The organism is Gordonia sp. NPDC057258 (assembly GCF_042668985.1).
Lineage (GTDB): Bacteria > Actinomycetota > Actinomycetes > Mycobacteriales > Mycobacteriaceae > Gordonia > Gordonia hongkongensis.
Window position 1 is genome coordinate 36,096 of record NZ_JBHUXZ010000007.1, and the last position, 15,116, is coordinate 51,211.

Sequence of the window (15,116 nt, forward strand, 5' to 3'; positions counted from 1 at the left end):
GAGTCAGTCCTTTGGGTATCAGTGGGTGCGGCGTGAGCGAGCGGCCTGTCCGGACGAATCCGGGCAGCATCAGCTCAGCTGTGCTCCACACAGTGTGCCACGTCTTGCGCGGAGCTCATCCCCGCAGGTGGTGCCCGTGCGGTCAGAGGTCATCGAACAGCGTCTCCGCGCCGACGTCGCGGGGACGCACCCCGAAGGTGGCGTTCATCGCACCGGCGGGCGGGGTGAGTCCGAGGTGATGCCAGGCGGCGGCGGTGGCCACCCGCCCGCGCGGCGTCCGCGCGATCATGCCCGCGCGCACCAGGAACGGCTCGCAGACCTCCTCCACGGTGGCCGGCTCCTCGCCGACGGCCACGGCCAGCGTGGACACCCCGACCGGCCCTCCGCCGAAGGCGCGGATCAAGGCGTCGAGGACCGCCCGGTCCAGACGATCGAAGCCGAGTTCGTCGACGTCGTAGACCGCGAGGGCCGCGCGGGCGACGTCCACGGTGATCGACCCGTCGCCCCGGACCTCGGCGTAGTCGCGGACCCGGCGGAGCAGTCGGTTCGCGATGCGGGGCGTGCCCCGCGACCGGCGCGCGATCTCGCCCGAGGCGTCGCCGCGGAGTTCCATGCCCAGGATCCCGGCCGAGCGGTGCAGCACCCGGACGAGTTCGTCGGGCTCGTAGAACTCCATGTGCGCGGTGAACCCGAACCGGTCGCGCAGCGGGCCGGTCAGCGACCCCGACCGTGTTGTCGCCCCGACCAGCGTGAACGGTGCGACGTCGAGCGGGATCGAGGTCGCTCCCGGGCCCTTGCCGACCACGACGTCGACACGGAAGTCCTCCATCGCGAGGTACAGCATCTCCTCGGCCGGGCGCGCGATGCGGTGGATCTCGTCGATGAACAGCACGTCGCCCTCGACGAGGTTCGACAGCATGGCCGCGAGGTCGCCGGCGCGCTCGAGTGCCGGACCGGAGGTCACCCGGATGGCAGCGCCCATCTCCGAGGCGATGATCATGGCCAGCGAGGTCTTGCCGAGCCCGGGAGGTCCCGACAGCAGGATGTGGTCGGGGGTGCCACCGCGGCCCTTGGCCCCGTGCAGGACCAGCTCGAGCTGTTCGCAGACCCGCGGCTGTCCGATGAAATCGGCGAGTGACCGGGGACGGAGACCGGCGTCGAGGTCGCCGTCGGAGCGCACCGGCATCGCGCTCACGTCACGGTCGTCGACGTCGTCCGGATCGCCGCCCATCTACGACGCCTTGCCGAGCAGTGACAGCGAGTGACGCAGCGCGGTGGACGCATCGGCGTCGGGATTCTCGGCCAATACCGCCGTGACCGCCTTCTCCGCGGGACCGGCGGTGAACCCGAGCCCGACGAGCGCCTCGGCGACCTGCTCGCGAATCCCGCCGACGACGGTCACACCGGTCGACGCCTCGCCCGTGGACCGGTCCACCTTGTCCCGCAGTTCGACGCACAGCCGTTCGGCCACGCGTTTGCCGATGCCGGGTACCGAGGTCAGTGACTTGGTGTCCGATTCGGCGAGCGCGCGTCGCAACGCATCCGGCTCGAGGACCGCGAGGGTCGCCATCGCGAGTCGCGGGCCGACGCCGGTGACCGTCTGCAGCAGCGCGAACAGCGCACGGGCGTCGGGTTCGGTGAAGCCGTAGAGCGTCATCGAGTCCTCGCGGACGATCATCGAGGTCAGCAGCGTCGCCTCGTCACCGCGGCGCAGCCGGGACAGCGTCGCGGGCGTCGCCAGCACGCGGTATCCCACTCCCCCGCAATCGATCACGGCATGGTCGAGCGCGATCTCGAGCACCGGTCCGCGGACTGACGCGATCATGCGCGACTCCCCTCTCGTGCCTGGGCCACCCGCGCGCGGTGCCGGGCCGCGGCCGCGTCGGCCTGCTTCTGTGCGGCTGCCATCCGCTCCATCATGGGTCCGCGCCAGCAATGACAGATCGCGAGCGCGAGCGCATCCGCGGCGTCGGCGGGACGTGGTTTGGTCTGCATGCCGAGAATCCGGGTGACCATCGCGGTGACCTGAGACTTGTCGGCTCGTCCGCTGCCGGTCACCGCTGCCTTCACCTCCGACGGGGTGTGGAAGCGCACCGGTACGTCGCGCTGGGACGCCGCGAGCGCGATGACGCCGCCGGCCTGCGCGGTCCCCATGGCCGTGGACACCTGGTTCTGCGCGAAGACCCGCTCGATGGCCACCACGTCGGGCTGGTGCACATCGAGCCAGTGACACGCGGAGGTGTAGATCGCGAGCAACCGCTCGGCGAGTTCCATGTCACTGGGGGTGCGCACGACGTCCACGTCGAGGGCGGTCACCGTCCGTCCCCGACCCGACTCGACCAGCGCGATACCGCACCGGGTCAGACCCGGATCGACGCCCATGACGCGCACTCGTACCCTCCCAGGCATGGTGATCTGCGAACAGTTGTTCGAGATCTTATCGGGGAGGACGGACAAGTCCGGTGATCAACACACCGGAGAGGCGGCGGCTGTCAGTCGTTCTCGAGTTCGGCGAGGACCTCGTCGCTGATGTCGACGTTGCTGTAGACGTTCTGGACGTCGTCGGAGTCCTCGAGGGCGTCGATCAGCTTGAACACCTTGCGTGCGCCGTCGGCGTCCACCGCGACCTCGACCGACGCCCGGAAGCTGGCCTCGGCGGAGTCGTAGTCGATCCCGGCCTCCTGCAGCGCGCTGCGGACGGCGATGAGATCGCTTGGCTCGCTGACGATCTCGAAGGACTCGCCGAGATCGGTGACCTCTTCGGCGCCCGCGTCGAGCACGGCCATCAGGACGTCGTCCTCGGTCTGTCCGTTCTTCTCCAGCGTCACCACGCCCTTGCGGGTGAACAGGTAGGAGACCGAACCCGGGTCGGCCATGTTGCCGCCGTTGCGCGTCATCGCGGTCCGGACCTCGCCGGCCGCACGGTTGCGGTTGTCGGTGAGGCATTCGATGAGCACGGCGACGCCGTTGGGCCCGTAGCCCTCGTACATGATGGTCTGCCAGTCCGCGCCGCCGGCCTCTTCACCACCACCGCGCTTGCGTGCGCGTTCGATGTTGTCGTTGGGAACCGAGGACTTCTTCGCCTTCTGGATCGCGTCGAACAGCGTGGGGTTACCCGCCGGGTCACCGCCGCCGGTCCGCGCCGCCACCTCGATGTTCTTGATGAGCTTGGCGAACATCTTGCCGCGCTTGGCGTCGATGGCCGCCTTCTTGTGCTTGGTGGTGGCCCATTTGGAGTGGCCGCTCATGTCCGTCGATTCCTTTCCCGGCGCCGGCACGTGCGGCGGGCCGTGGCCCGCATCCGGCGCACTCCTACGTCTACTCGGTCGCCCTGTTGGTTGTCTCCGGCGCGGTGCCGGGCTCGTGGTCTACCGCTGGTTCGGCACGATCTTACCGACGCACCATCTCCACGAAGTATTCATGTACGCGCCGGTCGCCGGTCACCTCCGGGTGGAACGACGTCGCGAGCACGTTCCCCTGGCGGACCGCGACGATCCGCCCGGCCGCCGGGCCGTCGGGAACACGCGCCAGGACCTCGACCTCCGGGGCGACGGACTCGACCCACGGCGCCCGGATGAACACCGCACGCATCGGCGCGGCACCCTCGGTGTCGGTGATCCCGGTGAACTCCAGGTCGGTTTCGAAACTCTCCACCTGTCGCCCGAATGCATTGCGCCGCACCGTGACATCGAGGGCGTCCAGATGCCGTGCGTCTGGCCGGGTGTCGAGGATCGTGGAGGCGAGCATGATCATGCCCGCGCACGACCCGTACGCCGGGAGGCCGTCGGACAGCTTGTCGACCAGCGGGTCGAACAGGTCGAAGATGCCGAGCAGTTTGCTCATCGTCGTCGATTCACCGCCGGGGATGACGATTCCGTCGATCTCGTCGAGTTCGGCCGGGCGTCGCACCGCCACGGCGTCGGCGCCGGCCGCCTCGAGCGCGAAGACGTGCTCGCGCACATCGCCCTGCAGTGCCAGAACCCCGATCCGCGGCCGGTTGCCTTCGCTCACCGATTGGTCCGGGCGTGCTGGTCGTCGGGCATCACACGACCGGTGCGCGCCAGCCCCTCCTGGGTGACCGCCGCCACCAGGCGGCCCTGTCGATCGAAGATCCGTCCCTGGGTCAGCGCGCGACCACCGCCCGCCGACGGCGACGTCTGGTCGTAGAGGAGCCAGTCGTCGGCCCGGAAGGGGCGCATGAACCACATCGCGTGGTCGAGGGAGGCGACCTGCGGGTTGGACTCCGGATGGGGCACGCGCGAGGAGCCGAGCAAGGTCATGTCGCTCATGTAGGCGAGGGTGCCGACATGGAAGACGGTGTCGTCGGGCAGCCGATGGCGGTAGCGGAACCAGACTCGTTGTTGCGCAGCGAAATACGACGAGGTGACCATCATCTCCGGGGGCACGATGCGCAGATCGAAGTTGCGCCACTCCTTGAACACCGCGCGCTCTTCCTCGGCCAGCTCGTCGAGGCGGTCGGTGAGCTCGTCCGGTTGCGGCGCCGGCGGCATCCGGTCCTGGTGCTCGTAGCCCTGGTCGGTCCGTACATGGAACGACGCAGACATGGTGAAGATCGCCTCGCCGTTCTGGATGCCGGTCACCCGCCGGGTGACGAACGACCGTCCGTCGCGGATGCGGTCGACGAGGAACACCGCCGGACGATCCGGGTCACCGGGACGCAGGAAATAACCGTGGAGGGAATGAACGTCGAACTCGTCGGACACCGTGCGGGTCGCCGACATCAGGGCCTGGCCGGCGACCTGGCCGCCGAAGGTGCGCTGAAGGTGACTCGGGAACGCACCGCCGCGGTAGATGTCGGTCTCGATCTGTTCGACCTGGAGTATGTCCTCGATGGCTGCCACGCAGACCAGTATCGCGCACGGCGCCGGTGGGCACTCCCCTGCCCGCCGAAGCGCGGCCGGCGATCAGAGTTCGTCGAGGGTCATGATCCCGTCCTGGATGGCCCTGGCGACCAGCGATGCCTTCGTCGGGGCCGGACGGCCGATCTCGGCGTACTTGGCCCGGATCCGGGTGAGGTGGGTGTTCACCGTACCGAGCGAGATGTAGAGCTGCTGGGCCACAGCGGGTTTGGAGTCGACGAGCATCCAGGTGCGCAGGACCTCGACCTCGCGCGAGGTGAGATTCGGCTTGGCGCGGTCGGCCGTGGCCTCCGCGACCTCGGGGAACTCGGCGAGCGCGGGAACGGCGACCGCACGGTGCAGGTGGGGGTGTCCCGGACGATGGCCCAGGCCGAGCGGCTGACCCGCGCGCGGTGTCTGGATCTGGTGGCCGGGCAACGGCATCCGGCGAGCCGCCAGACGCGCCAGGGCTTCCTTCCGGCGGGCGATGGCCTCCGCGTCACGACGAGCGCTGACCGAGCGCAGGTGCTGGGGGGCCTGATGGGCGATCGCAGTCATGTGTGCTTCCTCTTCACTCATTCAACCGGTGGTCTTCCGGGTTCTCCCGGCGATGAGATGAAGATTATGGGCTGCGGCCCGGGTGGTCGATGGGGAGAACTCCCCTACCCGTGGGGAGAACTACCCACGGTGAAACAGCAGGTCAGCGACGTGCAAACGCGGCGGCTGACTCAGTCGGCCGCGTTTCGGGCCGCCTCGGCGTCGATGAGGGGGAGATCTTCTCGCGTGACGATGCGTGACGACACCGCGTACTCCACCAGTTTGGTCCGGCGGTTGCTCGCGAGTTTCCCGCCCCCGCCGCGCATTCCGCTCACCCCGAGTTGATCGAGTTTGTCGCAGACGTTGTCGAGCTTGCGATTGAACTTGGTCAGCGGCCAGCCCAGCCGGCGCGCCGCCTGCGCCGACGACGGGATGGCACTCGACCCGGTCCCCTCACGCCGCAAGATCTCCTCGGCCAGCACGATGATCAGCAGCTTCTGACTCTCCGTGAGCGTCGGCACGCCTTGCGTCGTGTGCCCGCCGCTGTATTCCGGACGCGTCACCGATTTCACCTGCGGTGCGCGGGCGAACAGGCTCAGCTCGTAGGTCGTCGGGCCGGCGGTGAACACGATGGTCGTCTCACCGAAGACGAGCGGCATGCGCGCACCGGGGCCCAGGGTCGCCGAGAACCCGACGTCGCCCGCCGAGACGCTCGCCGACAGGTGCGTGCCGAGATTGGTGAGCCACCAGAGCCCGTTCTCGTTGTGTATCACCAGGAATCGGCGATGAAGATAGGGGTTGTCGTCGATGGACAGATCCGCTTCGCGGCCGATGAAGAACCGTCGGTCTGCGTCGAGCGCGATGCGCTCGCCGCAGTATTCGACGTAGGTCGCCCCGGCGTCCAGCGCGGCGTCGCCGGACTCTGCGGGGGATGTCTCGGCCCGGTCCTGACCCGTGGTCATCAGTCCTCCGATCAGCTCGGGTCGGGGGCCGGAGCAGCTCCGGCGGCCTCTCCCTGCGCCGAGTCGTCGAGCGCGGGCATCGTGAGGGTCGGCACCGATTCGTGGACACTCACGACGATGACGGTGACGTTGTCGTGCGCGCCGAGCGCCAGCGCGGCGTCGACGAGCCGCTCGGCCGCCTGCCGGGAGTCCTCCGCATTGCGCAGGATGTCACCGATCTCCTCGTCGGGCAGCTCCCCGGTGAGTCCGTCGGTACACAGCAGCAGCACATCCCCCGGGAATGCCGGCGTACTCGAGTAGTCGGCGACCGGGTCGACCATGCCCGCGCCGAGCGCACGCGTGATCACGTTGCGGCGCGGGTCGGTTCGGGCCTGCTCGGGCGTGAGGAATCCGGCGTCGATGAATTCCTGGACCTGCGAGTGGTCGGTGGTGAGCTGGTTGAGCGACCCGTTCTGGAAGCGATAGGTCCGCGAGTCGCCGATGTTGAGCACCAGCCAGTGCGGGCTCTGCTCGTGGGTGACGAGCACGATGCCGGTGGCGGTGGTACCCGCGCGTCGCTCGGTCTCGGTGTCGATCTCGCCGATGCGCCGCTGGGCGGCGAGCAACAGATCGTCGAGTTGCAGTTGGGTCGCCTTGAGTTCACCCGCGCTGGTGGCCTCCGACAAGGTGAGCAGTGCGGCCTCGCTGGCCAGTTCGCCGCTGTCGTGCCCGCCCATGCCGTCGGCGAGCAGGTACATCCCCGGCAGCGCGAGTGCCGCGTCCTCGTTCGTCTCCCGGACTCGTCCCACATTGCACGCCGCGGACCACTCGAGCCGCAATTCACCCACGATGTGTGTGCCCGAGACCGAAGCGTCTCGAACGATGGTCGCCGCATCCATGATCAGCAGATACTACCGCCGCGAAGCCCCTGACCCGCCACGCATGTCGACTGTTCGGTCTCCGGCGTGTTGAGAAGGGGCCCCGCGGCGGGAGGCGGTCGGTCTGACCACCTACGATCCGGACGAAGCGGTCACCAGCCGCGCTCGGCGAGGCGGTGCGGCTGCGGGATGTCGTCGACGTTGATGCCGACCATCGCCTCACCAAGGCCGCGCGAGACCTTCGCCAGCACGTCGGGATCGTCGTGGAACGTGGTCGCCTGCACGATCGCCGCGGCCCGCTGTGCCGGGTTGCCCGACTTGAAGATCCCCGATCCGACGAACACGCCCTCGGCGCCGAGCTGCATCATCATCGCGGCGTCGGCCGGGGTGGCGATCCCGCCGGCGGTGAACAGGGTGACCGGCAGCTTGCCGGCCTCGGCCACCTCGACCACGAGCTCGTAGGGAGCCTGCAACTCCTTTGCCGCGACGTACAGTTCGTCCTTCGGCAACGAGGTCAGACGCCGGATCTCGTCGCGGATCTTGCGCATGTGGGTCGTCGCGTTCGACACGTCGCCGGTGCCGGCCTCGCCCTTCGAGCGGATCATGGCCGCCCCCTCGGTGATCCGGCGCAGGGCCTCACCGAGATTGGTCGCACCGCACACGAACGGCACCGTGAAGGCCCACTTGTCGATGTGGTTGCTGTAGTCGGCCGGGGTCAGGACCTCGGATTCGTCGACGTAGTCCACGCCGAGGCTCTGCAGGATCTGCGCCTCGACGAAATGACCGATGCGGGCCTTGGCCATCACCGGGATCGAGACGGCGGCGATGATGCCGTCGATCATGTCGGGATCGCTCATCCGCGACACCCCGCCCTGGGCACGGATGTCGGCGGGCACCCGCTCCAGAGCCATGACGGCCACCGCGCCGGCATCCTCGGCGATCTTCGCCTGCTCGGGGGTCACGACGTCCATGATCACGCCGCCCTTGAGCATCTCCGCCATGCCGCGCTTGACCCGGGCCGTGCCCTGGCCGACCTCGGGAACGGTCGTGCCGTTGTGACTCACTGAAGATCTCCTCGTGTCGCAGTCCCGACCTGCCGCGTTCGCGGCGGCGGTATGCCCACCAGTCTAGGTGAGGGGCCGATGGCCCCTGACGAGGGATCAGTCCGCCTGGCCTGGGGTGACGCGCTCGATGATCTCGAAGTACTCCGGGGGTGCCGCGTGGCCGCCGAGCCGCAGCCATCGAACGGGCCGGCGTTGCGCGAGGGCCCTGGTGTCCCGCACGGCGTCGTTGTAGAACCGACGCGCCATCATTACCCGCGTCTCGGCGTCGGCGAGTTCGACGACGAGGGCCGCGGACCGACGATTCGGGTCGGTGCGCGCCAGTGCGGCCGACAGCGCGTTCTCGGCGTCCTCACGTGCCGTCGGCGCGGCCCGCTCGGCGCGATCGGCCAGCGTGGCGAGCTCGCGCGCCTGAGCGGCGACGCCGTCGTCGACGGACGTGCGGGAGTTCGTGGCGCCGTCGCCGGCGATCATCTCCGCCGACACGGCACGCACGACCACCGCGCGCCGGTCGAGGTTCGATTCGAGCGCCTGGCGGGCGAGATCGACACGGACGTTGAGGCGGTCGAGGCGGTTGGCCGTGTGGTAGGCCCATCCCGCCACGAGCAGCACGGCCACCACGCCGAGGACGATCCAGGTGGCCATCAGTCCGACACCACGACCGGACCGGCTCCCACCGTGACGGTGTCGTAGACCCGGAGGATCTGATCGGCCACCCGCGACCAGTCGTACTTGTCGGCCCGAATCCGTCCGGCGGCGACGAGATCGGCGCGCGCCTCCGGGTCGGCGAGGAGTTCGACGAGGCCGGCGGCGAGTTGATCGGGGGACCCCGTCTCGACGAGTCGCCCGGCCCGGCCGTCGTCGAGCACCCGCCGGAAGGCGTTCAGGGAGCTGGCGATCACCGCCGCCCCGGCCGCCATCGCCTCGACCAGGACGATGCCGAAGCTCTCGCCGCCGAGGTTGGGCGCGCAGTAGACGTCGGCGGAGGCCAGCGCCCGCGCCTTGGTCGCGTCGTCGACCTGCCCCAGAAACACCAGGTGTTCGGCGAGTGGACCCGCCCGCCGCCGCAGCGCCGCCTGGTTGCCGCCGCCGACGACCAGGACCCGCACGTACGGGAACCTCTCCACGACCGCGGGCAGTGCACGCATGAGCACGTCGATGCCCTTGCGCGGTTCGTCGAAACGACCGAGGAACAGGATCGTGCCACCCGGGTGCGGATACCCGTCGAGGGGCTCGGCGTCGGCGAAGGACGCGACGTTGATGCCGTTCGGGATCTCGACGGCATCGGAGCCGAGTGACTCCATCTGCCAGCGACGCGCGAGCTCGGAGACGGCGATCTTGCCCGCGATCCGTTCGTGGTACGGCCGCAGGATCCCCTGGAACACGCTCAGCCACAACGATTTCGAGGTGGCGGTGTGGAAAGTGGTGACGATGGGACCGGAGGCCACCATCAACGACAGCATCGAGATGCTCGGCGAATTCGGTTCGTGGACGTGCAGGACGTCGAAGCCGTTCTCGGCGACCCACCGGCGCAGTCGCAGGTAGCCCTTGGGACTGAAGTTCACCCGGGAGACCGAGCCGTTGTACGGGATCGCCAGCGCGGGCCCCGCCCGGACGACGTAGTCCGGCAGTTCGGTGTCGCGGCCGGCCGGGGCGAGCACGCTGACCTCGTGGCCCCGGTCGAGGAAGACGTCGGCGAGTTCGGTGACGTGGGCCTGCACACCCCCGGGCACGTCGAAGGAGTAAGGGCAGATCATTCCGATTCGCATGGCACTCCCCTGGTCGTCGTCATGTCGGCGTCCCGTCCTGCTCGACGCGACCGCGCTGACGGTCCGTCCAGTCGTTCTCCCAGAGCGGCTGCAGCATGTGCCAGTCCGCCGGATGCGCGGCGATGTTGACCGCGAAGGCGTCGGCGAGGGCCTGAGTGGCGGCTTCGATCCCACCGGAGACGTCGATCTGCTCCCCGCAGCACATCATCGAACGCGGCGCCTCCTCGAACCAATGATGGACGGGCATCAGCGCGGCACCGGTCTCCATCGCCAGCCGTGCGGACCCCGCCGGCATGCGGGTTCGTTCGCCGAAGAAGGTCACCGGCACCCCGTGCCGGGCGATGTCGCGTTCGCCGAGCAGGCACACGATGCCGCCGGCGCGGAGCCGGTCGGCCAGCTGCCCGAACGGGGGTTGCTCGCCGCCGCTCAACGGGAAGATCTCGAAGCCCAGTGATTCCCGGTAGGCGACGAACCGGTTGAACAGTGACTCCGGCTTCAGGCGTTCGGCGACCGTCGCGAACCTGCCGTAGTGGTGGACCAGCCAGACACCGGCCATGTCCCAGTTGCCGGTGTGCGGCAGAGCCAGGATGACTCCCTTACCCCTGGCCAGCGCGGCGTCCAGTCGGGCCCGGTCCTCGTCGGGGAGCGCGACGGTGGACGTGACGGTCGCACGATCCTGGGTCGGCAGGCGGAACGCCTCGCACCAGTACCGGGCGTACGACCTCATGGCGTCGGCGACGAGGTCGTCGGGCACCTGCGCGGGTTCCACGCCCAGGACACGGGCCAGGTTGCGGCGCAACTGGTCCGGGCCACCGCCACGACGACCCGCGTAGCTGCCGGCACGGTCGAACAGACCCCGCGCCGCCCGTTCCGGCGCCCAGCGGACGGCGGCCCAGCCGGCCCGGTACCCGAGATCGGCGGCCATCGCGCCGAGATCGGTCATCGCTGTCCCGCGGGCGGGGTCTGACCGTCCGAGCCGGACGAGGGTTCGGCATCGCCGTTCTCGGCTTCTGCGGGCTCGGTGTCTGCGGGTTCCGAGGCGATGGGGATGAGGTCCCGCGCACCCGGCGACTGCGCGATCGACCACATCCGCTGCCCGACGGTGATGACACTGGCGACCGCGAGGAACCACATCGCGACGTGGATGGCCCACCACAGGCCGAGACCCGTGAGACCGGCGCCGACGAGCACGATGATCAGCCGGTCGGGCCGCTCGATGAGACCGCCGTCGCCGTACAGGCCGCTCGCCTCCGCGCGGGCCTTGGCATAAGAGATGACCTGGGAGGTCACCAGACAGATGAGGGTCGCGACGAGGAGCAGATCGTGGGGTTCGGTGACCGCGCACCACCAGGCGAGGCCGGCGAAGATGGCGCCGTCGGCGACGCGGTCACAGGTCGCGTCGAGAACCGCGCCGAATCGCGTGCCGCCGCCCCGGGCACGGGCCATCGCGCCGTCGAGCATGTCGAACATCACGAACAGCCAGATGACCAGCGTGCCCCAGAACAGCTCCCCCATCGGGAACAGCGTGAGGGCGGCTGCGACGCCGGCCAGCGTGCCGATCACCGTCACCGAGTCCGGCGTCAGCCCGGTCCGCAGGAGCGCCCGACCCATCGGGAGGGTCACCTTCGAGACCGATGCCCGACCCAGAATGCTCAGCATCGCCGAGTTCCTCCCCCATCTCGCGCCGCGTCGTGGCTCAGCGCTTCCCGATCGCTCTCGTCTGACATCGCCTCACCTGATCGCACCGGCACCCGATCGCTCACCGCGGGGTCAGTCGTCCAGCCGTTGCCAGGCGGTGGCCAGCAGTCCGCGAGTGTCCCGGAGCAACTGCGGCATGACCTTCGTCTCGCCGACGATGGTGATGAAATTCGCGTCGCCCATCCATCGCGGCACGATGTGCTGGTGGAGGTGCTCGGACAACGAACCGCCCGCCGCGTAGCCGAGATTCAGACCCACGTTGAACGCGTTGGGGTTCGACACCGCCTTGATCGTGCGGATCATCCGCTGCGTGAACGCCATCAGTTCCGCGGACTCCGCGGCGGTCAGATCCTCGAGGTCGGCGACCTGCCGGTACGGCACCACCATGGTGTGCCCCGGGTTGTAGGGGTACAGGTTCAGCACCGCGTAGACGGTGTCACCACGCGCCACGATGAGACCGTCCTCATCGCTCATGGTCGGGATGTCGAGGAACGGGTGCCCCGTCTTCTCGGCCGGTTGCGGGTCGGCGATGTAGGTCATCCGGTGGGGACTCCACAGCCGTTGCAGGCGATCCGCCACACCGACACCCTCGTCCCGGATCTCGCCGGGCGCCTCACCGAACGCGGCGTCACTCATCGAGCGCTCCCGCCACCACGACCGTCTCCACCTCGCCGAGCGCGGCCTCCACCAACTCCTTGGTGGGCGACTCGTTGCGCCTGCTCCGGACCCACCCGACGATCACCGACACCGCATCGGCGACCGGCACGCCGTTGACCTGCGTGCCGTCGCGGAACCGGAAGCTCACCGCCCCGGCCTCGACGTCGCGTTCGCCGGCGAGCAGCATGAACGGCACCTTGCCGGTGGTGTGGTTGCGGATCTTCTTCTGCATGCGGTCGTCGGAGGCGTCGACCTCGGCGCGGACACCGGCGGCGAGAAGGTCGGCTGCCACGTCGTACAGATGCTCCTCGAACGCCTCCGCGACCGGGATGCCGACCACCTGGACCGGTGCGAGCCACGCCGGGAACGCGCCCGCGTAGTGCTCGGTGAGCACGCCGAAGAACCGCTCGATGGAGCCGAACTTCGCCGAGTGGATCATCACCGGCTGCTGCTTGGTGCCGTCGGCGGCGGTGTACTCGAGGTCGAATCCGGCCGGCTGGTTGAAGTCGTACTGGATGGTCGACATCTGCCAGGTACGCCCGATCGCGTCCTTCGCCTGAACCGAGACCTTCGGTCCGTAGTAGGCGGCACCACCCGGGTCGGGCACGAGGTCGAGACCTGATTCGACGCACACCTCTTCGAGGATGGCGGTCGCGGCGGCCCACTGCTCCGCGGAACCGATGAACTTCGGCGAGTCGTCACGGGTGGACAGCTCGAGGTAGAACTCGTCGAGGCCGAAGTCGCGCAGCAACCCGAGGATGAAGTCGAGCAGATGCTTGATCTCGTCCTTGGCCTGTTCCGGCGTCACATAGCTGTGCGAATCGTCCTGGGCGAACCCGCGGACGCGGGTCAGACCGTGCACGACGCCCGACTTCTCGTAGCGGTAGACGTGACCGAACTCGAAGAGCCGCAGCGGCAGTTCACGGTACGACCGTCCGCGCGACCGGAAGATCAGATTGTGCATCGGGCAGTTCATTGCCTTGAGGTAGTAGTCCTGCCCCTGGCGGGTGATCTCCCCTGCCTCGTTGCGTTCCTCGTCGACGTGGATCGGCGGGAACATGCCGTCGGCGTAATACGGCAGATGGCCCGACAGGTGGAACAGATGTTCCTTCGAGATGTGCGGGGTGCCGACGTACTGGAAGCCGTTCTCGATGTGCTTCGCGCGGACGTAGTCCTCCATCTCGCGCTTGATGATGCCGCCCTTCGGGTGGAAGACCGGGAGTCCCGAGCCGAGCTCGTCGGGGAAGCTGAACAGGTCGAGTTCGGCGCCGAGCTTGCGGTGATCGCGCTTCTCGGCCTCCGCGAGCATCTCCAGGTGTGCGTCCAGCGCCTCCGACGATTCCCACGCGGTGCCGTAGACGCGCTGCAGACCGGCGTTGGCCTGATCGCCGCGCCAGTACGCCGCCGAGCTGCGGGTCAGCTTGAAGGCCGCGATGTACTTGGTGGTCGGGACGTGCGGTCCGCGGCACAGGTCGCACCAGATGCGTTCTCCGGTGCGCGGATTGAGGTTGTCGTAGACCGACAGTTCCCCGCCGCCGACCTCCATCACCTCGGCGTCGTCGGCCGCGCCCTTGTCGTCGATGAGTTCGAGTTTGAACGGCTCGCCGGCCAGTTCGGCGCGGGCCTCGTCCTTCGACTCGTACACCCGCCGCGAGAACCGCTGACCCGACTTGATGATCTGCTTCATCTTCTTCTCGAGGGCGGTGATGTCCTCGGGGGTGAAGGGTTCGGCGACGTCGAAGTCGTAGTAGAAGCCGTCCTTGATCGGCGGGCCGATCCCGAGCTTGGCCTCGGGGAACAGCTCCTGGACCGCCTGCGCGAGAACGTGTGCGGTGGAGTGCCGGATCACGCTGCGGCCGGCCTCGGTGTTCGCGGCGACCGGTTCGACATCGGTGTCGGCGTCGGGTGCCCACGACAGGTCGCGGAGGTCCCCGCCCGCGTCACGGACGACGACGATGGCCTCCGGGCCCTTGTTGGGCAGCTCGGCCTCGCGCAGTGCGGTGCCCGCGGTCGTCCCAGCCGGCACACGGATCGTGGCGGGGCTGGTCACCTGGACGTCGTCGGGCACGGGGGCGCTCCTCGGGTTGGGGCGGACACGCGAAGACGCGTCCGGGTCGGACGTTTGCGACTCTGATGGTATCCGCGACGGGTCGTCGTGGAGTGCACCCCTACCTTGCGGCGTCGGAGATCAGCCGAAGATCGGACTCGCCAGCCAGCTGTAGTCGAGGCCCACCCAACCGGCGACGGTGTTCAGGGCGCCCAGAACCCACAGGGTCGCGATGACGATCGCGCAGGTGCCGAGCCAGAAGATCGCCTGCACCGACCAGTGCTGATGACTCATCCAGTCCATCCAGGCGTCGTACTTCGCCCGCGCGAACTTCAGCAACCGGTGCGCCCAGTCGAACTCGGACGCCAGGATGCCCAGTCCGAGGAACACGATGAGCCAGCCCGGGCCCGGGTACGGGATCGCGACGATGCCGCACAGCAGGACGATCGTGCCGATGGTCCCGACCGCGATGCGGTACATGCCGTGCCACTTCGGGTTGCTGCGCACGACGTAGCGACGATGGCGTGCGCGGACGCGCAGGCGATGCCGGAGAGACCCGCGGTCCGCGTCGGCCGACGTCCGCGCGCCGCTCGGTGTGGACGTCTCGTTCACTCCCGACTCGCTCGCCCCCGGTGTCGGCATCGTGTCCCACCTCGTTCATTCGGCCCG

General features: G+C 68.9%; 17 protein-coding genes. All 17 read right to left on the reverse strand.

The features are described 5' to 3' along the window. Positions 1 to 142: 142 nt before the first annotated feature. Complete coding sequence (ruvB, locus tag ACFUEJ_RS07330; RefSeq protein WP_338857508.1) at positions 143 to 1,231, reverse strand: Holliday junction branch migration DNA helicase RuvB; 1,089 nt, start codon at positions 1,229 to 1,231, stop codon at positions 143 to 145. Continuing rightward, on the reverse strand, positions 1,232 to 1,825 hold the full coding sequence (ruvA, locus tag ACFUEJ_RS07335) for a Holliday junction branch migration protein RuvA (protein ID WP_338857507.1): 594 nt from the start codon (positions 1,823 to 1,825) through the stop codon (positions 1,232 to 1,234). Beyond that, positions 1,822 to 2,391: a crossover junction endodeoxyribonuclease RuvC gene (gene ruvC / locus ACFUEJ_RS07340; RefSeq protein ID WP_058250269.1), complete on the reverse strand. Its 570-nt coding sequence runs from the start codon at positions 2,389 to 2,391 to the stop codon at positions 1,822 to 1,824. The genes ruvA and ruvC overlap by 4 nt, the downstream gene beginning before the upstream one ends. Before the next feature lie 101 nt (positions 2,392 to 2,492). Then, entirely contained in the window at positions 2,493 to 3,248 is a 756-nt protein-coding gene (locus ACFUEJ_RS07345) for a YebC/PmpR family DNA-binding transcriptional regulator (protein WP_058250268.1), read from the reverse strand. A gap of 142 nt (positions 3,249 to 3,390) precedes the next feature. Next, positions 3,391 to 4,011 carry a pyridoxal 5'-phosphate synthase glutaminase subunit PdxT gene (gene pdxT / locus ACFUEJ_RS07350; protein WP_137808769.1) on the reverse strand — a complete coding sequence of 207 codons (621 nt, stop codon included), beginning with the start codon at positions 4,009 to 4,011 and terminating at the stop codon, positions 3,391 to 3,393. Next, positions 4,008 to 4,862, reverse strand: coding sequence for an acyl-CoA thioesterase II (locus tag ACFUEJ_RS07355; RefSeq protein ID WP_226513201.1), 855 nt, complete (start codon positions 4,860 to 4,862; stop codon positions 4,008 to 4,010). Before ACFUEJ_RS07355 ends, pdxT begins: the two co-directional genes overlap by 4 nt. A gap of 63 nt (positions 4,863 to 4,925) precedes the next feature. After that, the gene (locus ACFUEJ_RS07360; protein WP_065632102.1) at positions 4,926 to 5,417 is read right to left on the reverse strand and encodes a LuxR C-terminal-related transcriptional regulator; all 492 of its coding nucleotides are present in this window, start codon (positions 5,415 to 5,417) and stop codon (positions 4,926 to 4,928) included. 170 nt (positions 5,418 to 5,587) lie between these two features. After that, positions 5,588 to 6,358 (reverse strand): FHA domain-containing protein, encoded by a 771-nt coding sequence (locus tag ACFUEJ_RS07365; RefSeq protein ID WP_058250264.1) that lies wholly within the window; start codon positions 6,356 to 6,358, stop codon positions 5,588 to 5,590. An 11-nt stretch (positions 6,359 to 6,369) separates the two neighbouring features. Further along, positions 6,370 to 7,236 carry a PP2C family serine/threonine-protein phosphatase gene (locus ACFUEJ_RS07370; protein ID WP_058250263.1) on the reverse strand — a complete coding sequence of 289 codons (867 nt, stop codon included), beginning with the start codon at positions 7,234 to 7,236 and terminating at the stop codon, positions 6,370 to 6,372. A 131-nt stretch (positions 7,237 to 7,367) separates the two neighbouring features. Beyond that, positions 7,368 to 8,279, reverse strand: coding sequence for a pyridoxal 5'-phosphate synthase lyase subunit PdxS (pdxS, locus tag ACFUEJ_RS07375; RefSeq protein ID WP_065632101.1), 912 nt, complete (start codon positions 8,277 to 8,279; stop codon positions 7,368 to 7,370). 96 nt (positions 8,280 to 8,375) lie between these two features. Then, positions 8,376 to 8,921, reverse strand: coding sequence for an NUDIX hydrolase (locus ACFUEJ_RS07380; RefSeq protein ID WP_338857505.1), 546 nt, complete (start codon positions 8,919 to 8,921; stop codon positions 8,376 to 8,378). Then, positions 8,921 to 10,045 carry a glycosyltransferase family 4 protein gene (locus tag ACFUEJ_RS07385; RefSeq protein WP_338857504.1) on the reverse strand — a complete coding sequence of 375 codons (1,125 nt, stop codon included), beginning with the start codon at positions 10,043 to 10,045 and terminating at the stop codon, positions 8,921 to 8,923. Before ACFUEJ_RS07385 ends, ACFUEJ_RS07380 begins: the two co-directional genes overlap by 1 nt. A 19-nt stretch (positions 10,046 to 10,064) precedes the next feature. Then, positions 10,065 to 10,988, reverse strand: coding sequence for a phosphatidylinositol mannoside acyltransferase (locus ACFUEJ_RS07390; protein WP_338857503.1), 924 nt, complete (start codon positions 10,986 to 10,988; stop codon positions 10,065 to 10,067). Next, positions 10,985 to 11,704: a phosphatidylinositol phosphate synthase gene (pgsA, locus tag ACFUEJ_RS07395; protein WP_068971774.1), complete on the reverse strand. Its 720-nt coding sequence runs from the start codon at positions 11,702 to 11,704 to the stop codon at positions 10,985 to 10,987. Before pgsA ends, ACFUEJ_RS07390 begins: the two co-directional genes overlap by 4 nt. A gap of 111 nt (positions 11,705 to 11,815) precedes the next feature. Next, positions 11,816 to 12,379 (reverse strand): HIT domain-containing protein, encoded by a 564-nt coding sequence (locus tag ACFUEJ_RS07400; protein ID WP_058250257.1) that lies wholly within the window; start codon positions 12,377 to 12,379, stop codon positions 11,816 to 11,818. Further along, positions 12,372 to 14,468: a threonine--tRNA ligase gene (thrS, locus tag ACFUEJ_RS07405; RefSeq protein WP_159370709.1), complete on the reverse strand. Its 2,097-nt coding sequence runs from the start codon at positions 14,466 to 14,468 to the stop codon at positions 12,372 to 12,374. The genes ACFUEJ_RS07400 and thrS overlap by 8 nt, the downstream gene beginning before the upstream one ends. A gap of 120 nt (positions 14,469 to 14,588) precedes the next feature. Continuing rightward, a complete protein-coding gene (locus ACFUEJ_RS07410; RefSeq protein WP_388028395.1) occupies positions 14,589 to 15,089 on the reverse strand; it encodes a TIGR02611 family protein in 501 nt (166 codons plus the stop codon). Between the last annotated feature and the right edge of the window lie 27 nt (positions 15,090 to 15,116).